We start from the raw sequence: 22,011 nt of genomic DNA on the forward strand, positions 1-22,011 counted from the left end.
GACCAGAAGCGACAGGCGTTCCGGGCACTTACGTCCGGAACATACCTCTTCAACCCCGCAACAGGTGCGGGGTTGACGTTCCGTCAAGGAGACGAAACAAGCATGGCTATTGGCACCGTCAAGTGGTTCAACGCTGACAAGGGCTTCGGCTTCATCACCCCCGACGGCGGCGGCGCGGACGTCTTCGCCCACTTCTCGGCGATCCAGTCCTCCGGCTACCGCAGCCTCGACGAGAACCAGCGGGTGGAGTTCGAGGTCGTCCAGGGTCAGAAGGGCCCGCAGGCGGAGAACATCCGTCCGGTCTGACCCTCACAGGTCACCGGCTACCGGCCGGGTCATCACCGCGCGTGTCCGCGTGGCTGGTGGCCCGGCCGTTCGTTTTCCACGCCGCAGGGTGCTGTCGGTGCCCGGGTTGTGGGACCTCGCGGTCCTCTGGAGGCCAGCGGCGGCTTCCTGAGTCGGCAATCAGCCGTCCTGCCGTCGGGTGGGTGACTGTTACCGCCGGACGACTGGGCGACGCTGGGCCCGGGGAGACGGGCCGGGGGGCTCCGGTGTGAGGTGGGGAGGGGCAGCCATGGTGGGCTCGGCGGCACGTGAGCTGCTCCTGGTGATCGCGGTGGCGGTCGCCGGGGTACTGCTGGCCACCGCCGTCGCGTTCGCGCCCTGGCCCGTCACTCCTGGCCGCGCCGCCCCGTCGGGACTTGTCAACCTGTACGGGCCCGGCCCGGTCGACCGTCTCGGCAGCGTCTCCGGTTGAACGGCCCCTGTCACGTGACGCAGCGGCCAGCGGGTCACCAACCGATGGCGACCGGAGTCCTTCCTACCCGGGGGCCCGTCGGCGGGCGCGCCGAGACGTTAGGGTCGGAGCCGTGCCGACGCGCAGAGCGAGAATCCCAGCGACGAGGTATCCGGTCGAGCGGTACACCCTCGGCAACGGCCTGCGGGTCGTCCTCACTCCTGACCGCAGTGCCCCGGTCATCGGGGTGGCGGTCGTCTACGACGTCGGAATCCGTTCCGAACCCGAAGGGCGCACCGGCTTCGCACACCTCTTCGAGCACCTGATGTTCCAGGGCTCGGAGAACCTGGAGAAGCTCGCCCACTTCCGGTATGTCCAGGGTGCGGGCGGCACCTTCAACGGCTCCACCCACCTGGATTACACCGACTACTTCGAGACCCTGCCGAGCAATGCCCTGGAGCGGGCGCTGTTCCTGGAGGCCGACCGGATGCGCGGCCCCCGGCTGACCGAGGAGAACCTGGGCAACCAGGTCGACGTGGTCAAGGAGGAGATCCGGGTCAACGTGCTCAGCCGGCCGTACGGCGGGTTTCCCTGGCTGACCCTGCCGCCGGTCCTCTTCGACACGTTCCCCAACGCGCACGACGGCTACGGCTCCTTCGGTGACCTGGAGTCCGCGACCGTCACCGACGCCGCCGACTTTTTTCAGCACTACTACGCCAGTGGTAACGCGGTTCTCGCGGTCAGCGGCGATATCGACACCGCCGAGGCCGTCACCCTGATCGAGCGGCACTTCGGCGACGTGCCGGCCCGCCCGGCACCCGCCCGCCCGAGCTTCGCCGAACCGGATCTGCGTGCCGAACGGCGCACCTCCTACACCGATCAATTGGCTCCGTTGCCTGCGGTGGCGTCCGCGTGGCGGGTCCCTGACCCGGTCGTCGACTTCGCCGCCTACCTGCCGTACGTGGTGCTGGCCGAGGTGCTCACCGACGGCGACGCGTCCCGGCTGGTCGAGCGGTTGGTCCACCGGGACCGCGCGGTGACCAGCGTGGGCGGCTACCTCGGGTTCATGGGGGACCCGTTCGACGTCCGGGATCCCACGGCCCTGCTGATCCAGTCCCATCTGCCGCCCGGCGGCGACGTCGACAAGGTGTTGCGCACCGTCGACGAGGAGTTGGACCGGCTCGCGGCGGATGGGCTCACCGACGGCGAGTTGACCCGTACCCAGGCCCGAATGGCCACTCACCTGCTGCGCGACACCGACGCGGTGCTCGGTCGCGCGCTCAGGATGGCGGTGCTGGAGCAGCAGCGTGGCGAGCCCGGCCTGCTCGGTGAGCTGCCCCGACTCGTCGCTGAGGTCACCGACGATCAGGTACGCGCCGCCGCGGCGACCCTGCGGCCCGAGCGCCGCGCGTCGGTCGAGGTCATTGCGGGAGGGGCCCGGTGAGCGTGAGGAGTGAGCCGGGTTTGCGAGCCCCGCAGTCGCGAGCGAAAGGTGTGGGCTGAGCGTGAGGAGTGAGCCGGGTTTGCGAGCCCCGCAGTCGCGAGCGAAGCAGGGTCTGGTGACGGCGTCCGCGACACCGAGGCCGTTGCCGCCGCTCGGTCCGACCCGCCGGCTCAAGGTGCCGCGGCAGGCCGAGCGCATGCTCGACAACGGGCTCACCGTGATCGTGGTACGTCGGCCGGCGGTGCCACTGGTGGAGCTGCGGCTCTGGATGCCCTTCGGGCGGGCCAATCTGGCGCGCGGTCACCTGCTCGCGCAGACCCTGCTCTCCGGCACGGCGACGATGGGCAGCGTGCAGATCGCTGCCGAGTTGCAGCGGATCGGCGGTGGGCTTTCGGCCGGGCTCGACCCGGACCGGTTGATGATCTCCGGTACCGGCCTGGCTACCGGGCTGGACCGGATGCTGGAGATCCTCGGCGAGGTGCTCACCGCCGCCAGCTATCCGGCGAAGTGGGTGGCAGTCGAGCGGAATCGGCTGGTGGACGGCATCCAGGTGGCCCGGAGCCAGCCGGCACACCTGGCCCGTACGGCCCTGCTCAGGCGGGTCTACGGCCGGCACCCGTACGCCGTCCAGACGCCGGAGCCGGAGCAGGTCAGCGCGGTCCGGCCGGCGGCGCTGCGTGCGCTGCACGCACAGCGGGTGCATCCGGCGGGTGCGGTGCTCGTGCTGGTCGGCGACGTGCGTCCGGAGCGGGCGTTGGACGCGGCCGAGAAGGCCCTAGACGGCTGGAATGGCGCCGGTCACCCTGCCGATCTGCCGCCCGCTCCGCCGCTGGAGCCCGGACCACTGCTGCTGGTCGACCGGCCCGGGTCGGTGCAGTCGTCGATGCGGCTGGCGTTGCCGGCGGTGCCGCGTACGCACCCCGACCATGCCGCGCTGCAACTGGCCAACCTGATTTTCGGTGGCTATTTCTCCTCGCGCTGGGTGGAGAACATCCGTGAGGACAAGGGCTACACGTACGGGCCGCACTCGGTGGTCCAGCACTCGGTCGCCGGCTCGGTGCTGCTGGCCGCCGCCGAGGTGGCCACCGAGGTGACCGCGCCGGCCCTGCTGGAGACGACTTATGAGCTGGGCCGGCTGGCCACCGTGCCGCCCACGTCGGACGAGCTGGAGCAGGCCCGGCAGTATGCGCTCGGCACGCTCCAGCTCGGCATCTCCACCCAGGCGGGCCTGGCGTCGTTCGTCAGCGCGTACGCCGGCAGTGGGCTTCGGTTGGACTCTTTGCCCGAGTTCGCTGCTCGGCTGGCGAAGGCTGGTGTCGACGAGGTCGCCGAGGCTGCCGCCCGGTACCTCGCCCCGTCGCGGGCGGTCACCGTCGTGCTCGGCGACGCGGAGCGGATCTCGGCGTCGCTGGCCACGCTGGCCCCGATCGACACCGTTCCCGTGTCGTCATGAACGGGCGCAGCGGAGTGTGGTCGTGAGTGAACGGCGGGGTGAGTCCGGCCCGCCGCTGGCCCGCGCCACCCTGGACCGGACGGCGCACCGGCGTACCGACCTGCGGTGGCTGGCGCAGGCGTGGGCGGGGGCGCGGGTACTGGTCCTCGACATCGGGTCCGGCGGGCGGGCGTTGGTGCGTACCGACACCTCGGTGCCGGCGCTGGTCCTGGCGGAGGCCGACACCCTGCCACCGGCGCTCGCCACCGGCGCGATGTTCCTTGGCGTCGAACCGGACGGGGTGCCGGTCTTCTGTGTGCACACCGCACTGGCGGTCCTGCCGCACACGAGGTCGGCCCACCTGCGGCAGGTCGGGCATCTGCTCAGCGACCGCGACGCGGGCCTGTTCACCACGGCGCTGGCGCTGACCAACTGGCACCTGCGGCATCTCTATCACCCGGTCACCGGCGCTCCGACCAGGGCGGACGAGGGCGGCTGGTCCCGGGTGGATTCCACCGGCGAGCGGGTCTGGCCGCGTACCGACCCGGCGATGATCGTGCTGGTGCAGGACGGCGTCGACGGCGTGGACGGGCGGTGCCTGCTCGGCAACAACGTCACCTGGCCCAGCGTCGAGGGGCGGCGCCGGTTCTCCTGTCTGGCCGGCTACGTGGAGCCGGGTGAGTCCGCCGAGGCCGCCGTGCTGCGGGAGGTGCACGAGGAGGTCGGCGTTCCGGTCGCCGACATCGCGTACGCGGGCAGCCAGGCGTGGCCGTTTCCGGGCTCCCTGATGCTGGGTTTTCTCGCCACCGCCGACCCGGAGCATCCGGTGCGGGTAGATGCCACCGAGATCGCTGAGGCGCGTTGGTTCTCGCGGCAGGAGATCGGGGCGGCCCTGGGCGGCCGGCCGGTGGCCGTCGGCGCGGAGCGGCTGATGTTGCCGCCGCCGTCGTCGATCGCGCTGTTCCTGGTTCACCGCTGGCTTGACGGGCACTGCTGAACAGGGCGGCTCGCTCCTTTTGCGGCCCCGGCCCGTGACCGTCGTTGCCGCGGCGGTCACGGGCCGGGGACACGGGCCGTCGTGGTCGGCTGGGGAGGAACTCGGCGGGGGAGCCGGTCGACCACGACGGACGTGTGGTGGGTCAGGTTCCGGGCCCGCTGGGACGGGCCTGGTGGTGCCACGGACCGTTCAGCGGCAGTACCTTGACCCGCTGCTTGCCGGACCGTACGGCACCCACGGTGGCGATCGCCCGGGCCAGCAGCAGCGCGGCGTCGCGGTCCTCGGCACGGACGACCTGGCGGCGCGCCTCGGGCCTGGTGGTTTCATCCCGCAGCCGGCGACCTTCGGCCAGGGCGGCCGTGATCTCGGTTTCGGCGGCGGTTCGAATGTCGGTGCGAACGATCAGGAACCGCATGTGGGTCTCCGGATGTGCCGCGACGGTTGAACGGTGGAAGTTCCACGTCACTCCCGTCCATGGTACGCCCGGGTTGTGTCTCAGCAAGTGAAACGCACCCATTGGACCGCAGGCCCGGCCGATCATCCGACCCCTGCTCACCGTGCCCGTCGAGGCTGAATGACGACGGGGCCGCCGGAATGTTTGCCGGCGGCCCCGCGAGACGTCCGCGTGCTAGTTCAGGTCGAACTGCCCCTTCTTGGCACCGGAGATGAACCCGAGCCAACCGGCCCGGTTGAACAGCAGCACCGCGCCAGCGTGGTCTTTGCTGTCGCGCAGCGCCACCGCGGCGGGGCCGGGGGACAGCGGTGCGACCTCCACACAGTTGGAGGTCTGGCTGCGGGTGCTCTTGCGCCAGGGTGCGTCCGCGAGTTGGGCGAGGACGGATGGCGTGTTGTGGGACTCGTTCATCGTTGCGCTCCTGAGGTGAGCCAATGGAACGAGTGGCGCCGCACGTCCTGACGGCGATCGGCGCTTCAACGTCCCGTCAGGCGCCCGGAGGATCCGCGGCGTTGGGCCGGCGCCGTTGCCGGACCATTCGCCACGGTGGGCGGGTTCGCCGCCTCGGTCAGCCGTCCTGCCGACTCCATCAGCCAGGTAGCGGTGTCCGTCGCGGAGAGTGCCGCCGTGCATAGCCACTCGAACGCCACTTTATAGCGATTTAGGGTGATTGCCTCGGTCGACATGACGTCGGTGAAGCCACCTTCGATGGCGAGCGTCTCCGGATCGAGGGGGTCGGCGAACCGATAGACCGAGAACGCGGTCGGCGGCAGGTACCACTGACCGATCGGCGTGTCCCGGAGCAGCACGTGCAGCGTGACGTTCGGCAACATGGACAGCTCGCAGAGCTGCGCCAGTTGTTCGCGGAGCACCTCGGACGGCCCGGCCCGGTGGCCGAGCGCGGTCTCCTCCAACACGGCCGTGTAGCGGGGCGCGTCGGTCTCCCGGGTGAGCGCCGCCTGTCTCGCCTGTCGGGCCCTGATCTCGGTCTCGATGTCGTCGTCGGCCTCGGGCGCGCCCGCGGCCAGGTCGACGTGCCGGGCCGAGGCGATCCGCATCCGGGCGTACCCGGTGGTCTGCAACAGCCCCGGTACCAGCACCGGGTTGTACTCGGAGATCTCCGCGCAGCCGGCCTCCAACTCGGCGAAGCCACGCTGCTGCTGCGTCATCGCCGGATAGCCCTTCAGCCAACCGCGCATGTCGCCGGCCTCCTCGGTGATGCCGAGCAGTTCCAGCCGGAGCGCGTCGTCGGTGCGATACAGCTCAAGCAGATCCCGGACATCCTGGGGGTCCGGTCGGCTGCGACCGTTCTCCAGCCGGGACAGTTTGGACGCGGAGGCCCAGCCGACGTGCTCGATCACCTGGTCTCCGGTGAGCCCGGCGGCCTCGCGCAATCGGCGCAGTTCGCCGCCGAGCCGGCGGCGACGCAGGATCGGGCTGGGTACGGCAGGAGGCACAGTGTCCTCTTTTCCGTCGACCGCCGCAGACGCGACGGTAACTGTATGACATTCGCCCCCCACGGTCAGTATGGACGTCGCGACCGGCGTCGGAGGTACCGGCGGAGGGCGTGTCATCAGAAATACGCCAGACCTCAGCCCGGACAGGCCCGCGACGACCCACTTCGCCGGTTGCGGTCAGGCCGGTCTGCCGCCCCGGACGCGCCACCTGCGGAGGATCAATGCGCAACGTCCTGAGTCGCCCGGACTTCCGCCTGCTCTTCGGCGGACTGATGGCCAGCATGGTCGCCGAGTCGATCCTGCTGCTGGCACTCGCCATCTGGGTGAAGGACCTGACCGGTTCGGACGGCCTGGCCGGAGCCACGATCTTCGTCATCCTCGCACCGCGGATGCTCGCGCCGCTGGTCGGCTGGGTCGTCGACCGGTACCCCCGGCGACCCTTCTTCGTGGCCACCAACCTTGTGATGGCACTGCTTCTCACCCCGTTGTTCGCGGTCCGGGGCGCGGGCGACATGTGGATCATCTACGGAGTGGCCGCGCTGTACGGGCTGGCGAACCTGACCGTCGGCGCGGTACTCAGCCGACTGATCCGCGAGCTGGTGCCGTCCGAGCTGCTTGGTGAGGCCAACGGCGCGCTACAGACAGCCCGGCAGGGACTTCGGCTGATCGGCCCGTTGCTGGGCGCCGGGCTCTACGTGGCCCTCGGTGGCTGGATGCTGGCCGCCGTCGGGATGGCCGGTTTCCTGGTCGCCGCCGCCGTGGTCGGCGCACCCCGGACGGTCGGGTCGTCGACCGAGTCGGCCGACGGGTCGGCGACGGCGCGGCGTTGGCCGGCGGAGTTGGTTGCCGGGCTCCGCCACCTCGCCGACGAACCGGCCCTGCGGCGGGCGCTGGTCGGCTACGGACTCGGCTCGCTGGTGATGGGTTTCACCGAGTCACTGATCTTCGCGTACGTCGACCGGGGACTCGGCCGGGATCCGGCGTTCGTCGGCGTACTGCTCACCGTGCAGGGCATGGGTGGACTGGTCGGCGGCCTCCTCTCTGCCGCCGCGCTTCGCCGCGTCGGTGAGCTGGGCACGCTGGCCGGCGGCGTGGCGCTCTTCGGTCCCGCGGCGCTGATGCTTGCGTACCCGAATCTGTGGCTCGGCTTCGTCGCGGTGCTGATGGCGGGGCTGTCCCTGCCACTGACCCTGGTCGGCCTGCACACCCTGATCCAGCGGCGGACCCCGCCGGAGTTGCTCGGCCGGGTCGCCGCCGCGGCTGACGCGGTGGTCAGGTGCCCGCAGGCGTTCTCGGTCGGCGCGGGAGCCCTGCTGGTAGGCGTGCTCGACTACCGGCTGTCCTTCGCGTTGGTCGGCCTGGCCACCCTGCTCGCCGGCAACTACTTGTGGCGTAGCCGTCACCTGACCCCGCCGCCCACTGCCCACCTCCCCAGGCCCCGTCCGGTCCCCGCCGTCGAGACGGTCGACCATGAGGTTGTCGCCGCAACACGCCCGTCACGGGAGCGATAACCTCATGATCGCCTCGACTGGCCGGAGAGTCAGGCGGTGGTGGCGGCGAGGTGGTGCTTGACCTGGTTGATCGAGGGGTTGGCGAGTGAGCTGCCGTCGGCGAAGCGCAGCGTGGGGACGGTCTGGTTGCCGCCGTTGACCCCCATCACGAAGGTCGCGGCTTCCGGATCTTGCTCGATGTCGACCACCTGGTAGGCGATCCCCTCCCGATCGAGCTGCGACTTCAGCCGGTGGCAGTAGCCGCACCAGGGAGTGGAATACATCGTCAGCATGCTCAGATCCTCCAACATCACGCCCGGCTGCTCGCCGATCGACACACACTATCCGCTGCAACGTCCACAGAAGCTGCGACAATTCCCCGCTGTGGTGGCTAACTCCGTTCCCGATCGCGTGCTCGCCGGGCTCGATCCGGAGCAACGCTCGGCGGTGACCGCCCCCGCCGGCCCGGTCTGCGTGCTCGCCGGCGCGGGCACGGGCAAGACCCGGGCCGTCACGTCCCGGATCGCCTACCGGGCGTTGACCGGAGAGATATCGGCGCGGCACGTGCTCGCGGTCACCTTCACCGCCCGGGCAGCCGCCGAGCTGCGGCACCGCCTCGTCATTGCCGGCGTGGCCAATGTGCAGGCCCGTACCTTCCACGCGGCGGCCCTGCGCCAGGTCCGCTACTTCGCGCCCCGGCTGCTCCACGGGCGCGCCATGCCCGAGCTGCTGGACAGCAAGGTCCGGTTGGTCACGCTCGCCGCCGCCCGGGCCGGCCTGCGGGCCGACCGGACGGCCGCCCGAGACCTCGCCGGCGAGATCGAGTGGGCCAAGTCGTCCCTGGTCGAGCCGGGCGAGTACGTGGTGGCGGCAGCCAAGGCGCTGCGCGAGACCCCGCACGAGCCGGCGCGGGTCGCCGAGGTCTTCATGGCGTACGAGAAGCTGAAGCGCGCCGGTGGTGTGATCGACTTCGAGGACGTGTTGCGCGCCGCGGTCTGGGGCATCGAGGAGCACCCGGACGTCGCCGAGCAGGTCCGTAACCAGTACCGGCACTTCGTCGTCGACGAGTACCAGGACGTCAACCCGTTGCAGCAGCGGCTGCTGGACGTCTGGCTCGGCGGCCGGGACGACGTGACCGTCGTCGGCGACGCCAGCCAGACGATCTACTCGTTCACCGGGGCGACGTCGTCCTACCTGGTCGACTTCCCGCGCCGCAACCGGGGCGCGACCGTGGTCCGGCTGGTCCGTGACTACCGGTCCACCCCGCAGGTGGTCGGGCTCGCCAACGCGGTCATCTCCCAGGCGCGGGGCACCGCGTCGCGGCTGCGCCTGGAGTTGGTCGGCCAGCGGCCGGCCGGTCCCGAGCCGGATCGGCGCATCTTCACCGACGAGCCGGCCGAGGCCAACGCGGTCGCCGCCCGTTGCCGCGCGTTGATCGACGCCGGAACGCCGGCCCGCGAGATCGCCGTGCTGTTCCGTACCAACGCGCAGTCCGAGGCGTACGAGAAGGCGTTCGCCGAGGCCGGCGTGCCGTACCTGGTCCACGGTGCGGAGCGGTTCTTCGAGCGGCCCGAGGTGCGGCAGGCGATGGTGGCGTTACGCGCGGCCACCCGCTCGCTGGCCGGCGACACCCCGCTGCCGGCAGCCGTGGTCGAGGCGATCTCCGCGCTCGGGTGGGCGCCCGACGCACCCCCACTCGGTGGGGCCGCCCGGGAACGGTGGGAGGCGCTGGCCGCCCTGGTCCAACTCGCCGGGGAGTACGCGGCCACACCCGACCTGATGCCGCTGGGGGTGGCCGCGACGGTCGAGCGCCCGGTCACGTTGACCGACTTCACCGGCGAGCTGGCCCGGCGCGCGGCCCAGCAGCACGCGCCGACGGTGGACGGCGTGACCCTGGCCTCGCTGCACTCCGCCAAGGGTTTGGAGTGGGACGCCGTCTTCCTGGTGGGCCTCGCCGACGGCACCCTGCCCACGACGTACGCGCGCACCGCCGAACAGGTCGAGGAGGAGCGCCGGCTGCTCTACGTGGGCATCACCCGGGCCCGTCAGTGGCTCTGGCTGTCGTACGCCTCGGCGCGTTCGCCCGGCGGCCGGCCTCGACGGCCGTGCCGGTTCCTTCCCGAGCTGGCTCCCGCCGCCGCGGTGGAGCGGGCCACCACAGGGCGGCCTACCCGAGGTCCACAGCGACGTGCCACCCGGATCGTGTCCTGTCGGATCTGCGGCACGACCCTGCTCGCCGGGCCGGACCGCAAGCTCGGTCGCTGCGCCACCTGCCCGTCGGACATCGACGACGAACTGCACGGCCGCTTGCTGGAGTGGCGGTCCCGGGTGGCCGGCGCGCAGAAGGTACCCGCATACGTGGTCTTCACTGACGCGACGCTGGTCGCGCTGGCCGAACGGCGTCCGGGTCGGGCCGAGGATCTGGTCGCGATCGCCGGGATCGGGCCGCGCAAACTGGGTCTGTACGGGGAGGCGGTGCTGGCGCTGGTGGAGGGCACCGCAGTCGACGAAATCTGCCCACAGAAAAGTTTCTGAATCTGACCGTTAATTCGTTTGCCCTCGCCCCACCGGCCGTCATAGCCTCAGGGCACACCTCGGAAGGGGCCCTGTTCGGGCTGCTCACGGGGTTTGTGTCCGGGTCGATCGCGAGTGAACGTCAAGGAGGTGGCACCGATGGAGAGCTACATCTACCAGCGTCCGACGGCGCTGCCCGTTGCCGTCGCTCCACTGTCGGCTGCCCTGACCACCGTCACTCCGGTGACGGAAGGCCGGGCCACCGTCGCCGCCGCGCGACCGTGGGCTCCGCAGACGCACCGGGTCGAGGTTCAGGCCGAGCTGATCCTCGCACCGACGCCGAACGGGCTCCAGGAGAGCGTTGGCTTCACGGGCAAGGGCGCCGATGGCGCCACCAAGCGGATGGACGTCCGCGGTGTTCCACCTCGAGGTAGACCGGTCTGACACCAGACCACCGGCTCACCTCGAGGCCGCGGAACCCGTATATGGGATCCGCGGCCTCAGTTTTTTGCACCGTCGAAGTACGTCGGAACAGCGATCCACGAGGTCGCAGTGTGAGAGAGAGGTGACCGGGCGATGAGTCTGGCGTTGGCCCCACTCGACGTGAGCGTCGAGGTGGAGGCGAACCTGCCCTGCCGGAAGTTCGACCCCGACCTGTGGTTCTCCGACTCACCCACCCAGCTGGAACTGGCCAAGTCGCTCTGCGGGGACTGCCCGCTGCGCGTCGAGTGCCTGGCCGGTGCGGTTGAGCGGGCAGAGCCGTGGGGCGTCTGGGGTGGCGAGATCTTCGAGCGTGGCGCGGTCGTTCCGCGTAAGCGGCCCCGTGGCCGGCCACGCAAGGAGGACCTCGCCCGTGACGCGCAGCTGCGGGTCGAGGCCGAGTCGCGGCTGGCGGCCGAGGGTCTTGCCACGTCGCGTGACGCTGTCTGGCTGGCGGCCTGACATGTTCCCGATTCGGACCAACCCCGCCGGCGTCAAGCCGGCCGACAGAGAGCTGACCACCATGCTGAACCTTGCGAGCGGAGCCGAGATGTACCTACTCAACGAAGCGTTGTCGAGGGCTCGAATGCTCCGGCCTCAGGCCGGTCGCACCACCACGAGCACTGAGGCAACCCGATCCGCCCGTACCGTCGCCGTGTCCGGCCGTGCCCGGACCGCTCGCGAGTTGGGCGTCCTGTAGGACGACGTACCACAACGGCGGGCGGGGACCGACCGGCCCCCGCCCGCCGCGCAGGTAAGAAGGGGCTCCCTGTTGTCAGGAGCTACCGGCGAGCCCGGTGCCTGGTCAGTTGACCGGAGCGAACCCGGGCAGCCAGCGAGTCAGGATGCCGCGGTAGGGGGCCTTGGCCTCCAACTGACACAGCACGCCGATCGACCCGAGCGTCACCCGGTGGATGAGCAGGTACGACGGTGGCAGGTTGAGCTGCCGACTGAACTGGTAGGCCGGGGAGCGCGGACTGGCCAGTCGTGTGGCCTCGGCCCGCAGCCAGGCGCGGGTGAACCGGAACTCGTCGACGGCGATCGGTTCCAGCATCGGACGCAGGAAGTCCAGCAGGGCGTGTGCGTCGACCGGCTCGTCGGCACCGAGGAAATCCTCGGCCCGCAGGCCGGCCACCACCTCGTCGGCGTCGCCACGCAGGGCCATCCCGGCGATCCGGCCGATCGGCTCCGGGGTACCCTCCGGCATCCTGGCCACCGCCCCGAAGTCGATCACACCGAGCCGACCGTCAGGCAACATCCGGAAGTTGCCCGGATGAGGGTCGGCGTGCAGCAGCCCGACCCGGGCCGGCGCGGACAGGTGAAGAGTGGCCATCAGCCGTCCCGCCTCGTCGCGCTGGTTCTCGCTGCCGGCCCGGATGATGTCGGCCAGCGGGGTCCCCTCGATCCATTCGGTGATCAGTACCCGGGGTGAGGCGAAGAAGACGGCCGGCACGTAGATCTCCGGATCGTCGGCGTAGCCGACGGCGAAGGCCCGCTGCGACGCCGCCTCCAGCTCGTAGTCCAGCTCCTCGGTTATCCGTTCCCGCAGCTCCGCCAGGAGCGGTTTGATGTTCAGTCCGGGCTGGATGGCCCGGAACATGCCGCCCAGCCGGGAGAGCTGCTTGAGGTCGGCGAGCAGGGCGTCACCGGCTCCGGGATACTGGATCTTGACGGCGGTGTCCCGGCCGGTGCCGTCCGGCAGCCGCCACACCGCGTGGTGTACCTGGCCGATGCTGGCCGCTGCGGCCGGGGAGTCGTCGAAGCTCACGAACCGGTCCCGCCAGCCCGGTCCCAACTGCTCGGCCAGCACCTTGTGCACGGTGGCAGCGGGCAGCGGCGGCGCGGCCTCCTGGAGTTTCGTCAGGGCCTGCCGGTAGGGCGCGGCGACCTCCTCCGGAAGGGCGGCCTCGAAGACCGACAGCGCCTGACCGAACTTCATCGCCCCGCCCTTGAGCTGGCCGAGGACGCTGAACAACTGCTCGGCCGTGCGCTGCTGGATCTCCGCGGAGATCACGTCGGAGGCGAGCCCGGTGACGCGCTTTCCCATGCCGAGAACGGTCCGGCCGGCGAAACCGAGCGGCAGAGCGGCGAGCTTGGCGGTCCGGGCCACGGCCCAACGCGGGATGTCGGTCACCTGGTCATTGTTACCGACTCGGCCGGCTCCGTCTCCCGCCCACTGGCTACTCGCCGCATCGGCACCCGGGATGCGGAGGCCAGACTCGCCGGCGGAGGCTGCCCGGCGCCACCACCTCCACCGCCCCGCCGAACGTCTCCGGGGTGCCGCCGTCGAGCTGGGCCAGCGCCTCGGCGACGGCGTACCCGGTCGCCGTCAGCAGGAGGCTCGTGGCGCAGGCCGGCTCGGCCGGGCCGGTGGCGAGGTGGGCGGCGAGCACCGGCCAGTCCGGGTCCCGGTCGGTGCGGTGCAGGTCGAGACAGCGCAGGCACGGGCCGACCGGCGGGCGGACCAGTGGGCCGACGGTCGGTACCCCCTCCCGCAGCTCGACCAGCAGGTGTGGCTGCCGGCGTTGGGCGTGACCGGCGGCGAGCAGCGCGGCCGGCCGGTCGGAGCCGAGCTGGATCACCAGGTCGGGACGGGGCCGGCGCAGGGCGCCGGTCGCGGTGCCGGGAGCGGCCCGCTGGAGGGCAGCCCGGACGGCGGCTCCGAGCGGGCACCCGATGTCGGCGGCTGCTATGCCGGTGCCGGCGAGGTCGACCGGGCGGACCGTGCCGGGCAGGTCGGGATGGACGTGTCCGACGCCGGCCTGGGCAAGGGCGACGGCGATGGCGGCGCCGAGCGACCCGGTTCCGGTGACCGTCACCCGGGCGGACAGGCGGCGGCGGAGCACCTGGGCCGGGGTACCCGGTAGCCGGGCGGCGGCGAGCGCGAGCGCGCCGGCCTCTGCGGCGAGTCGGGTACGTCGTGGTTCGGCGAGGTCCCTGGGTAGGAGTGTGTGCGCCGGCACCACCAGGCCGGCAGCGGACAGGGCGTCGAGCAGGGCGCGGGCGTGCTCGGGGCGGACACCCGTGCCGGTCGTGCCGGAAAGCACCTGCCGTTCGCTGCGGGTGCCGTCGAGCAGGTCGAGTATTCGGGCGGCCCGGGGGTCGGCGACCTCCACCAGCACGGCCCGCTCCCGGCCGAGCCCGAGTTGGAGGGTGTGCCGGTCGCGCCAGACTCGGCTGAGCCCGGGTAGCAGCCGGGGGCGAGGGGACAGCGGGCGCTCGGTGGACTGCGTCATGAGAACGGATCGTTACCGAGTCCGTGCTTTCCGTCGATCGTTGTCCACAGGTGGCCAGCGCCAGGTCCAGTGTTGTCCACAGGATTTGGCGAGTTATCCACAACCTGCGGGTGGCAACGTCAGTCGTCCGACAGTGACCGGCGGTGTGCAAGGGGGTGGCCGTGGCCACCCCCTTGCGGGCGGTACGCGTACGTCAGACCTTCGCCTTGCCCAGGATGCGGTTCACTGTTGTGCCACACACTGGACACTTGCCCTTGGCCATGTTCATTCCGGTCTTCGAGACCTCGACACGGCCCTCGAAGTCCCGCTTCTCCTTGCACTTGACGCAGTAACCGTTGTAGTTCTGGGCCTGGTCGGCCACGATGTCCTCCTCGTCTCGTCCGCCGGTCGGCACCGCCCCGACGGGATCCCGGCGGCGGTCGCGTACGGCGCCCGGCGCTGGGCATCTTCCGTGGCCACCTTCGTGACCACTGGTTGGCGGACCCTACCCAGGTGCGGGCGGTTCCATGTCAGCTGCGCACTGCCACTGTGAGCAAGGCGACGTCGAGAGTGTGCACGGCGAATTGGGTCAGATCAGCCAGTTTGGCGGGGACACGCCGACTGGGGACGGCAATTGCGCAGGTCATCCCTCGCGAGCGGGATGAGACCCCCGTTGTGCGGCCCGAGGAATGATCACTTAACGTGGTGGTCGACCCGCGTGTGACACTCGCCGATCACCACGAAGGGTGATCGTGACAGCTGCGCCCTGTCCGGCAACTTTTTTTTCGGGACTCCTAGCGACCAATCCCCACTTTTTGGACACGCGTCAGGGGTTGACTCTTGCGGACCCCTGGTCACAACGCATTAGCTTGCCAACGTGACAGCAAACCGAGGCTGCGCGGTCCACTGATGGCTGGGGCGCGGAAGCCGGTCGTCGAGGTGCGGCGCAGCCAGCGCCGGCGACGCACGGTGTCCGCCTACCGTGACGGTGAGCGGGTCGTGGTCCTCATCCCGGACCAGTTCTCCCGGGCCGAGGAGAGCGAGTGGGTCGACCGGATGCTCGCCCGGCTCGCCGCTAGGGAGGGGCGCCTGACCCGCTCCGACACGGAGCTGCTGGCCCGGGCGAACCGGCTGATCAAACTCTACCTGGCCGAGTACGGCGACCGGGCTCTGCCGGCCAGCGTCCGGTGGGTGAGCAACCAGAACGGCCGATGGGGCTCCTGCACCCCGGCGGACCGTTCGATCCGCCTTTCGCACCGGATCCAGGAAATGCCGGACTGGGTGATCGACTATGTGTTGCTGCACGAGCTGGCCCACCTCATCGTGCCCAGCCACGACGGTCAGTTCTGGGCCCTGGTCGGCCGGTACCCGAAGACCGAACGCGCTCGGGGTTACCTGGAGGGGGTGGCTGCGGTCGCCGGCACCCCCTGACCGCCCGGCAGCGCGACGGTAGGGTCGGAGGATGGCCCGACGTGTGGTGGTGGCGTTGCTCGCGCCGGTCGCCTGGGCGCCGCCCGGCATCGACCCGGTCAACTGGCGCACGGCCCTCGCCGAGGACGTGGTGGACCTGCTCGCCACCCTCAACGAGGTGGACACCGCGGTGGCGGTCACCCGGGCCGACCGCTGGCTGGCCGACGCGGTGATCTGGCCCGGCACGACCGTCTACGAGGTGCCCGAGCCGACCCCGAACATGGTGCTCGCCGCGGTCGGCTCGTCGATCGACGCCCCGGGGGGCGGTTACGAGCAGGCCGCGGTGGTCGCGGGGGACGCCCCCGACCTGCCCGGGCTCACCGTCGGCAAACTGCTACGCCCGCTGACCAGCCGGCCGGTCGCCCTCGCCCCGGTCGAGGGCAGCCTTCCCGGGCTGCTCGGGGTGGCGGCACAACTCCCCGTACCGCCGTGGCTGCCGCCGCTGGAGATGGATACCTCGGTGCCCGCGGCCGTGCGTGCGGCGGCGCCCCGCCCGGGCGAGCTGGCGGTGACGCCAACCTGGCACCGGTTGCGCGGCCCGGCGGACCTGGCCCGGCTCGACCCGGCCCTCGGCGGGTGGGAGAACACCCGTGCCCTGCTCTCCGGCGCTGGTCGGCCTGGCTGACGCCGCGCGTGCCCGGCCTGCCTGCGCCCGGCTCGCTGGCCGCCTGGCAGTGGCGAGGCTGGCCGGCTCGAACGGTCAGGAGCGGTTCTCGCCGTCCTCGGGTCCGTCCGGGCGCTCCGCCTCGCCGGGCGCCTTCTCCTCCGGGCCGCCCGGGGCGGAGAAGTCGAAGTTCTCCAACTCGGTCATCAGATCCACGTCGGCCATGGCGAAGGCCACCGGGTCGGCGAAGTCGTCGTCGGAGGGCAGCAGGTCCGGGTGTCCCCACAGCGCGTCCCGGCCGGCGATGCCCCGATGCTCGGTGAGCGCCGCCCAGAGCGCGGCGGCCTCCCGTAGCCGGCGGGGGCGCAGCTCCAGCCCGACCAGGGCGGCGAAGGTCTGCTCGGCCGGTCCGCCGGCCGCCCGACGCCGGCGGAACGCCTCGCCCAGTGCCACCACGTTCGGCAACCGGCCGGCGGCCGCGCCGTCCACCACATGGCACACCCAGCCCTCGACCAGGGCGAGGGCGGTCTCCAACCGGGCCAGCGACGCCTTCTGCGCCGGGCTGTCCTCCGGCGTGAAGATGCCCTCCAGGGCGATCGCCTGCATCGACTCCGGGTCGGTGGGGTCGACCCGCCCCATCGCCTCCTCGATCGCCTCGCGGTTGACCCGGATGCCGGCGGCGTAGGTCTCCACGGCGTTGAGGACATGACCGCGCAGCCACGGCACGTGCTCGAAGAGCCGCTGGTGCGCGGCCTCGCGCAGGGCCACGTAGAGGCGCACCTCGTCCTCGGGTAGCTCCAGGCCCTCGCCGTACGCCTTGATGTTGGCCGGGACCAGTGCGGCCGTGCCGGCCGGGCCGAGCGGCAGGCCGATGTCGCCGGCGGAGAGCACCTCCGCGGCGAGCGACCCGAGCGCCTGCCCGAGCTGGCCGCCGAAGAGCGCCCCACCCAGGGTCGCCACCATCGACTGCATCGGGCCGAGCTGAGCTCGGGCCTCCGGCGGCACCAGATCTCCCATCGCGCCGACCATCCGGCTGGCAACCGGGTCGCACAGCTTGCGCCAGACGTCGAGCGTCTTGAAGATCCACTCGTTCCGGTTCCAGGCGATCGTGCTCCGGATGCCCGAGGGCAGGGCGGAGGCCGGCTCCAGCCAGAGATCCGCGATGCGCAGCGCCTCTGCCACCGCGTTGCGCTCGTACGGGGAGACGGCCGGGTCGCCCGACGCGGAGAGCTGGCTGGCCGCCACCTGGCGGGCCAGATCCCAGTTGACCGGCCCGCTTCCCGGCGCGGAGAGCAGGTGCTGCAACTGCGACATGAACTGCTGCATCTGCGCGGGGTCGTTGGGATCGGGCGGCTGCCCACCCGGAAGCGCGAAACCGAACGGAATATCAGGCACGACGTCTACGGTACGCGCGCCGCGCCCCCGGCTGCCGCCGCCGCGGTTGCGCTGAGGGCGAAGTCGTCGTCGTGCCGGCCGGGAGCCATCACCCGGCTCGGTACGCTCTGCCGCATGAGACGTCGTGGCATGACTGTCCTGCTCGGTGCTCTGCTCACCGCTCTGCTCAGCATCGGGGTGCTCGGCGCGCCCGTTCCGTACGTGGTGCTCGGTCCCGGCCCGACGGTCGACACCCTGGGACGGGAGGACGGCAAGGAGGTTATCCAGGTCAGCGGGCGGGAAACCTCCACCTCGACAGGTCAGCTGCGGCTGACCACGGTGGGTGTGCAGCCCGGCGTCAAACTGCGCTCGGCCATCCAGGGCTGGCTCTCCGACGAGCAGGCGGTGGTGCCGCGCGAGCTGGTCTACCCGCCGGGGGAGAGCCAGGAGCAGGTGGAACAGCGCAACGCCGAGGACTTCCAGGTCTCGCAGACCAGCGCCGAGACCGCCGCGCTGCGGGAACTCGGGTACGAGGTGCAGATCGTGGTCAAGACGGTCGCGGCCGACGGCCCGGCGGCCGGGTTGCTCCGCCCGGGCGACGTGGTCACCTCGGTGGACGGGGAACCGGTGCCGCTCGCCTCCCGGCTGACCGAGCTGATCAGGGCGAAGCCGGCGGGCACGGCGCTGCGGATCGGCTACACCCGCGACGGCGTCGCCCGTACCGAGACGGTCACCAGCAGCGAGCAGGACAGCCGGCCCCGGATCGGGGTCGGGATCGAGCAGCAGCAGCCGCACCCGTTCACCCTCTCGTTCGACCTGCGGGACATCGGCGGTCCCAGTGCGGGCCTGATGTTCGCCCTCGGCATCATCGACAAGTTGACCCCGGAGGACCTGACCGGCGGCCGGGTCTTCGCCGGCACCGGCACCATCGACGACTCCGGCGAGGTCGGCCCGATCGGCGGCATTCCGCAGAAGCTGGTCGGCGCGAAGCGGGCCGGCGCGACGGTGTTCCTGGTGCCGGCGGCCAACTGCGCCGAGGCGACGCGTAACCGGCAGCCCGACCTGCCGTTGGTGCGAGTGGGCTCGCTCGACGAGGCGCTCGACGCGCTGGAGACACTGCGCACCGGGGGAACGCCCGCGCTCTGCTGACCCGCGTGCCAGGCCTGAGCATCCAGCGTCGACGCAGGACGCTTGCACCCGGGTCGTACGGTCGGGTCGCGACCGGGCGCCGTAGGCGCGGCACGACCTTCCGCCGACGCCTTCAGCAAGACCCCGTACTCTGGGTGCCTGATCGGAGCCGATCATAACGAGCGTGCGGAGCCAACAGTGGTCATGCGTAGCAGCAGCCCTCTGCCGAGGATGAGCCGACGCGGACGCGTCACGATCGGTGTTCTGATCGGGGTGTTCGTCCTGTTCACCCTGCTCGGCTGGGGGGTGCAGGCCTGGACGGACTGGCTCTGGTTCTCCGAGGTCGACTTCACCGAGGTCTTCAGAGGGGTGCTGGTCACCCGGCTGTTGCTCTTCCTGGCGGCCGCCCTGGCCATGGCGGCGATCGTCGGCGGCAACCTCTGGCTCGCGCAACGGCTGCGTCCCCGGATGCGCCCGCACTCTCCGGAACAGGCCACCCTGGAGCGGTACCGGATGCTGCTCGGCCCCCGGCTCGGACTGTGGATCACGGTGGCCGCCGCCATCGTCGGTCTCTTCGCCGGGCTGTCGGCACAGAGCCGCTGGAACCAGTGGCTGCTCTTCCTGCACGGCGGCAACTTCGGCGTCGACGACCCGCAGTTCGGCGTCGACATCGGCTTCTACATCTTCCAGCTGCCGTTCTGGCGATTCCTGTTGGGGCTCGGCTTCACCGCGGTGGTCCTGGCGTTGATCGGATCGCTGGCCGTGCACTACCTCTTCGGCGGGGTGCGCCTCCAGGGCATCGGTGACCGGATGAGCAACGCCGCCCGCGCCCACCTGAGCACGCTGGCAGCGCTCTTCGTTCTGCTCAAGGCGGTCGCGTACGTGCTGGACCGGCGGTCGATGCTGCTGGAGTACAACGACGGTGTCGGCGTGTACGGCGCCGGGTACGCCGACATCAACGCGCTGCTGCCGGCCAAGGAGATCCTCGCCTACATCTCCGTGGTGGTGGCGATCGCGATCATCGTCTTCTCCAATGCCTGGATGCGGAACCTGGTCTGGCCGGGCATCTCCCTGGCGCTGCTCGGTGTCTCCGCCGTCGCGATCGGCGGCATCTACCCGTGGGCGGTGCAGACGTTCGAGGTCAAGCCCAGCGCCCGGGACAAGGAGGCGCCATACATCCAGCGCAGCATCGACGCGACCCGTGCGTCGTACGGGCTGGCGGACGCCCAGACCTCGGCGTACGCGGCCAGCAATCTGACCCCGCCGGAGAACCTGGCCACCGACACCTCGGTGGTGCCCAACGCGCGACTGCTCGACCCGCAACTGGTCAGTGAGACCTACACCCAGCTCCAGCAGGTTCGTGGCTTCTACGACTTCGGCCCCAAGCTCGACATCGACCGGTACGCGGTCGAAGGGGAGACCCAGGACTACGTGGTCGGGGTGCGCGAGATCAACTACGGCGAACTGACCGCCCAGCAGAGTAACTGGATCAACCGGCACACCGTCTACACCCACGGGTACGGTGTGGTGGCCGCTCCTGCCAATCAGGTGGTCTGCGGTGGTCAGCCGTTCTTCGTCTCCGGTTTCCTGGGCGAGCGGTCGCGGGAGACGTGCTCCTCGCCAAACGACCAGATTCCGGCGAGCCAGCCCCGGATCTACTTCGGTGAGCGGATGCAGGACGGCGACTACGCCATCGTCGGCAAGCCCAGCTCGGACGCCAACCCTGCCGAGTTCGACCGGCCCGCCGGCGAGAGTGGCGAGGAGGGACGCGAGTCGTACTACACCTACACCGGTTCCGGCGGTGTCGACGTCGGCTCGTTCGGCCGAAAGCTGCTCTACGCGATCAAAGAGCAGGAGGCGAACTTCCTGCTCTCCGAGGCGGTCAACGAGAACTCCAAGCTGCTCTACGTGCGTAACCCCCGGGACCGGGTGGAGAAGGTCGCGCCCTTCCTCACCCTGGACGGCGACCCCTACCCGGCCGTGGTGGACGGCCGGGTGCAGTGGATCGTGGACGGTTACACGACCGCCGCCACCTACCCGTACGCCGAGCGGGTCAACCTTCAGCAGGAGACGACCGACGAGCTGACCGGCCGCGGCACCATCCAGCTGGCCCGGGAAAACGTCAACTACATCCGCAACTCGGTCAAGGCGACCGTCGACGCGTACGACGGCACGGTCGCCCTCTACGAGTTCGACGAGAACGACCCGGTGCTCAAGGCATGGAACAAGGCGTTCGGCGGCGACCTGATCACGCCTCGGGCGGAGATCCCGCCGGCGCTGGCCGACCACTTCCGGTACCCGGCCGACCTGTTCAAGGTGCAGCGCAACCTGCTGACCCGGTTCCACGTCACCAACCCCGGTGACTTCTACTCCGGCCAGGACTTCTGGCAGGTGCCGAACGTGCCGGACGCCCCCGACAGCGGGCAGAAGCAGCCGCCCTACTACCTCTACACGCAGTTCCCCGGCCAGGAGGCGCCGCGCTTCCAGCTCACCAGCGCGGTCACCCCGAACGGCCGGCAGAACCTGGCCGCGCTGATCTCCGGGTCGTACCAGGACGGTCAGCCGAGGTTGCAGGTGCTGGAGCTGCCCGACCAGACCCGGGTCTCCGGTCCGGTGCAGGTGCACCAGCAGATGACCAACAACGCCAACATTCGCCAGCAGCTGAACCTGCTCTCCTCGAACCAGGCTCAGGTGCAGTACGGCAACCTGCTTTCGCTCCCGTTCGGCAACGGGATGCTCTACGTCGAACCGGTTTATGTGAAGAGCAACCAGCAGGACGCGTACCCGCTGCTGCAGAAGGTTCTGCTCTCCTACGGCGACGGCGGCTCCTTCGTGGTGTTGGCCGACAACCCGACGGACGGCATCAGGCAGCTCGTCGAGCAGGGCGAGCAGGCGGCGGCCGGCAACCCGCCGCCGGCCACGGGCGAGGAGCCGCCGCCTGAGGGCGAGGAACCGCCGGCCACTCCTGCGCCGCCGGCCACGCCTTCACCGTCGCCGAGCGGCCAGGCTCCGCCACTCACCGGAGACCTCGGCGTGGCGGCCGACCGGGTGCAGGCGGCGATCACCGAGGTGCGGGCCGCGCAGGCGTCCGGCGACTTCGAGCGGTACGGTCGTGCCCTCAAGGCGCTGGACGAGGCGCTGACCGCCTTCCAGCAGGCTCAGCAGGCGGTCGGGGCGCCGGCCGGCAGCCCGTCACCCACGGGTTGACGTCCGAAC

The 22,011-nt window shown here is 70.9% G+C and carries 21 protein-coding genes; 13 read left to right on the forward strand and 8 right to left on the reverse strand.

The window, feature by feature from the left end:
• Window positions 1–102: 102 nt before the first annotated feature.
• From ACFHWY_RS03105 to nudC, 5 genes are all read left to right on the forward strand, one after another.
• Window positions 103–306 (forward strand): cold-shock protein, encoded by a 204-nt coding sequence (locus ACFHWY_RS03105; RefSeq protein ID WP_092378207.1) that lies wholly within the window; start codon window positions 103–105, stop codon window positions 304–306.
• A gap of 268 nt (window positions 307–574) precedes the next feature.
• Window positions 575–757 carry a hypothetical protein gene (locus ACFHWY_RS03110; protein WP_416578510.1) on the forward strand — a complete coding sequence of 61 codons (183 nt, stop codon included), beginning with the start codon at window positions 575–577 and terminating at the stop codon, window positions 755–757.
• Window positions 758–869: 112 nt separating this feature from the next.
• Window positions 870–2,180, forward strand: a complete 1,311-nt coding sequence (locus ACFHWY_RS03115; protein ID WP_416578511.1) for a M16 family metallopeptidase — start codon at window positions 870–872, stop codon at window positions 2,178–2,180.
• Window positions 2,181–2,295: 115 nt separating this feature from the next.
• Window positions 2,296–3,633: a M16 family metallopeptidase gene (locus ACFHWY_RS03120; protein ID WP_416578512.1), complete on the forward strand. Its 1,338-nt coding sequence runs from the start codon at window positions 2,296–2,298 to the stop codon at window positions 3,631–3,633.
• 22 nt (window positions 3,634–3,655) lie between these two features.
• On the forward strand, window positions 3,656–4,609 hold the full coding sequence (nudC, locus tag ACFHWY_RS03125) for an NAD(+) diphosphatase (protein WP_416578513.1): 954 nt from the start codon (window positions 3,656–3,658) through the stop codon (window positions 4,607–4,609).
• A 142-nt stretch (window positions 4,610–4,751) separates the two neighbouring features.
• Here the strand turns inward: nudC and ACFHWY_RS03130 are convergent, their stop codons facing one another.
• The 3 genes from ACFHWY_RS03130 to ACFHWY_RS03140 form a co-directional block, all read right to left on the reverse strand.
• Entirely contained in the window at window positions 4,752–5,024 is a 273-nt protein-coding gene (locus tag ACFHWY_RS03130; protein ID WP_416578675.1) for a hypothetical protein, read from the reverse strand.
• Between the two features lie 213 nt (window positions 5,025–5,237).
• Entirely contained in the window at window positions 5,238–5,474 is a 237-nt protein-coding gene (locus ACFHWY_RS03135; RefSeq protein WP_416578514.1) for a DUF397 domain-containing protein, read from the reverse strand.
• Between the two features lie 65 nt (window positions 5,475–5,539).
• Window positions 5,540–6,520: a helix-turn-helix domain-containing protein gene (locus ACFHWY_RS03140; RefSeq protein ID WP_416578515.1), complete on the reverse strand. Its 981-nt coding sequence runs from the start codon at window positions 6,518–6,520 to the stop codon at window positions 5,540–5,542.
• Window positions 6,521–6,741: 221 nt separating this feature from the next.
• On the opposite strand from ACFHWY_RS03140, the gene ACFHWY_RS03145 reads away from it, so the two are divergent.
• The gene (locus ACFHWY_RS03145; protein WP_416578516.1) at window positions 6,742–8,031 is read left to right on the forward strand and encodes an MFS transporter; all 1,290 of its coding nucleotides are present in this window, start codon (window positions 6,742–6,744) and stop codon (window positions 8,029–8,031) included.
• Between the two features lie 29 nt (window positions 8,032–8,060).
• Here ACFHWY_RS03145 and ACFHWY_RS03150 read toward each other — a convergent pair whose 3' ends face one another.
• Window positions 8,061–8,303: a mycoredoxin gene (locus tag ACFHWY_RS03150; RefSeq protein WP_416578676.1), complete on the reverse strand. Its 243-nt coding sequence runs from the start codon at window positions 8,301–8,303 to the stop codon at window positions 8,061–8,063.
• Between the two features lie 91 nt (window positions 8,304–8,394).
• Between ACFHWY_RS03150 and ACFHWY_RS03155 the strand changes: the two genes are divergently transcribed.
• The 3 genes from ACFHWY_RS03155 to ACFHWY_RS03165 all read left to right on the forward strand — a co-directional run bounded on the left by ACFHWY_RS03155 (window position 8,395) and on the right by ACFHWY_RS03165 (window position 11,466).
• Entirely contained in the window at window positions 8,395–10,545 is a 2,151-nt protein-coding gene (locus ACFHWY_RS03155; RefSeq protein ID WP_416578517.1) for an ATP-dependent DNA helicase UvrD2, read from the forward strand.
• 138 nt (window positions 10,546–10,683) lie between these two features.
• Window positions 10,684–10,968: a hypothetical protein gene (locus tag ACFHWY_RS03160; protein ID WP_416578518.1), complete on the forward strand. Its 285-nt coding sequence runs from the start codon at window positions 10,684–10,686 to the stop codon at window positions 10,966–10,968.
• Window positions 10,969–11,100: 132 nt separating this feature from the next.
• Window positions 11,101–11,466: a WhiB family transcriptional regulator gene (locus ACFHWY_RS03165; RefSeq protein WP_416578519.1), complete on the forward strand. Its 366-nt coding sequence runs from the start codon at window positions 11,101–11,103 to the stop codon at window positions 11,464–11,466.
• Between the two features lie 343 nt (window positions 11,467–11,809).
• On the opposite strand, the gene ACFHWY_RS03170 is transcribed toward ACFHWY_RS03165, so the two are convergent.
• The 3 genes from ACFHWY_RS03170 to ACFHWY_RS03180 form a co-directional block, all read right to left on the reverse strand.
• Window positions 11,810–13,138 (reverse strand): ABC1 kinase family protein, encoded by a 1,329-nt coding sequence (locus tag ACFHWY_RS03170; protein ID WP_416578520.1) that lies wholly within the window; start codon window positions 13,136–13,138, stop codon window positions 11,810–11,812.
• Between the two features lie 46 nt (window positions 13,139–13,184).
• Window positions 13,185–14,240 carry a hypothetical protein gene (locus ACFHWY_RS03175; protein ID WP_416578521.1) on the reverse strand — a complete coding sequence of 352 codons (1,056 nt, stop codon included), beginning with the start codon at window positions 14,238–14,240 and terminating at the stop codon, window positions 13,185–13,187.
• 193 nt (window positions 14,241–14,433) lie between these two features.
• Window positions 14,434–14,601 carry a DUF5679 domain-containing protein gene (locus ACFHWY_RS03180; RefSeq protein WP_416578522.1) on the reverse strand — a complete coding sequence of 56 codons (168 nt, stop codon included), beginning with the start codon at window positions 14,599–14,601 and terminating at the stop codon, window positions 14,434–14,436.
• 527 nt (window positions 14,602–15,128) lie between these two features.
• Here ACFHWY_RS03180 and ACFHWY_RS03185 point away from each other — a divergent pair.
• Both ACFHWY_RS03185 and ACFHWY_RS03190 read left to right on the forward strand, forming a co-directional pair.
• Window positions 15,129–15,650: a M48 family metallopeptidase gene (locus ACFHWY_RS03185; protein ID WP_416578523.1), complete on the forward strand. Its 522-nt coding sequence runs from the start codon at window positions 15,129–15,131 to the stop codon at window positions 15,648–15,650.
• Between the two features lie 31 nt (window positions 15,651–15,681).
• Complete coding sequence (locus ACFHWY_RS03190; RefSeq protein ID WP_416578524.1) at window positions 15,682–16,314, forward strand: hypothetical protein; 633 nt, start codon at window positions 15,682–15,684, stop codon at window positions 16,312–16,314.
• 75 nt (window positions 16,315–16,389) lie between these two features.
• On the opposite strand, the gene ACFHWY_RS03195 is transcribed toward ACFHWY_RS03190, so the two are convergent.
• The gene (locus ACFHWY_RS03195) at window positions 16,390–17,688 is read right to left on the reverse strand and encodes a zinc-dependent metalloprotease (RefSeq protein ID WP_416578525.1); all 1,299 of its coding nucleotides are present in this window, start codon (window positions 17,686–17,688) and stop codon (window positions 16,390–16,392) included.
• Window positions 17,689–17,802: 114 nt separating this feature from the next.
• Between ACFHWY_RS03195 and ACFHWY_RS03200 the strand changes: the two genes are divergently transcribed.
• Window positions 17,803–18,816 (forward strand): PDZ domain-containing protein, encoded by a 1,014-nt coding sequence (locus tag ACFHWY_RS03200; protein WP_416578526.1) that lies wholly within the window; start codon window positions 17,803–17,805, stop codon window positions 18,814–18,816.
• Window positions 18,817–18,999: 183 nt separating this feature from the next.
• Window positions 19,000–22,002 carry a UPF0182 family protein gene (locus ACFHWY_RS03205; RefSeq protein WP_416578527.1) on the forward strand — a complete coding sequence of 1,001 codons (3,003 nt, stop codon included), beginning with the start codon at window positions 19,000–19,002 and terminating at the stop codon, window positions 22,000–22,002.
• Window positions 22,003–22,011: the final 9 nt, after the last annotated feature.

Source organism: Micromonospora sp. LOL_024 (genome assembly GCF_048060415.1).
In the GTDB taxonomy this organism is placed as follows: domain Bacteria; phylum Actinomycetota; class Actinomycetes; order Mycobacteriales; family Micromonosporaceae; genus Micromonospora.

Coding starts and splice junctions, on each gene's coding strand:
- ACFHWY_RS03105 (WP_092378207.1), top strand. CDS start 103: ATGGCTATTGGCACCGTCAAGTGGTTCAACGCTGACAAGGGCTTCGGC.
- ACFHWY_RS03110 (WP_416578510.1), top strand. CDS start 575: ATGGTGGGCTCGGCGGCACGTGAGCTGCTCCTGGTGATCGCGGTGGCG.
- ACFHWY_RS03130 (WP_416578675.1), bottom strand. CDS start 5,024: ATGCGGTTCCTGATCGTTCGCACCGACATTCGAACCGCCGCCGAAACC.
- ACFHWY_RS03135 (WP_416578514.1), bottom strand. CDS start 5,474: ATGAACGAGTCCCACAACACGCCATCCGTCCTCGCCCAACTCGCGGAC.
- ACFHWY_RS03145 (WP_416578516.1), top strand. CDS start 6,742: ATGCGCAACGTCCTGAGTCGCCCGGACTTCCGCCTGCTCTTCGGCGGA.
- ACFHWY_RS03150 (WP_416578676.1), bottom strand. CDS start 8,303: ATGCTGACGATGTATTCCACTCCCTGGTGCGGCTACTGCCACCGGCTG.
- ACFHWY_RS03160 (WP_416578518.1), top strand. CDS start 10,684: ATGGAGAGCTACATCTACCAGCGTCCGACGGCGCTGCCCGTTGCCGTC.
- ACFHWY_RS03165 (WP_416578519.1), top strand. CDS start 11,101: ATGAGTCTGGCGTTGGCCCCACTCGACGTGAGCGTCGAGGTGGAGGCG.
- ACFHWY_RS03175 (WP_416578521.1), bottom strand. CDS start 14,240: ATGACGCAGTCCACCGAGCGCCCGCTGTCCCCTCGCCCCCGGCTGCTA.
- ACFHWY_RS03185 (WP_416578523.1), top strand. CDS start 15,129: ATGGCTGGGGCGCGGAAGCCGGTCGTCGAGGTGCGGCGCAGCCAGCGC.
- ACFHWY_RS03190 (WP_416578524.1), top strand. CDS start 15,682: ATGGCCCGACGTGTGGTGGTGGCGTTGCTCGCGCCGGTCGCCTGGGCG.
- ACFHWY_RS03200 (WP_416578526.1), top strand. CDS start 17,803: ATGAGACGTCGTGGCATGACTGTCCTGCTCGGTGCTCTGCTCACCGCT.
- ACFHWY_RS03205 (WP_416578527.1), top strand. CDS start 19,000: ATGCGTAGCAGCAGCCCTCTGCCGAGGATGAGCCGACGCGGACGCGTC.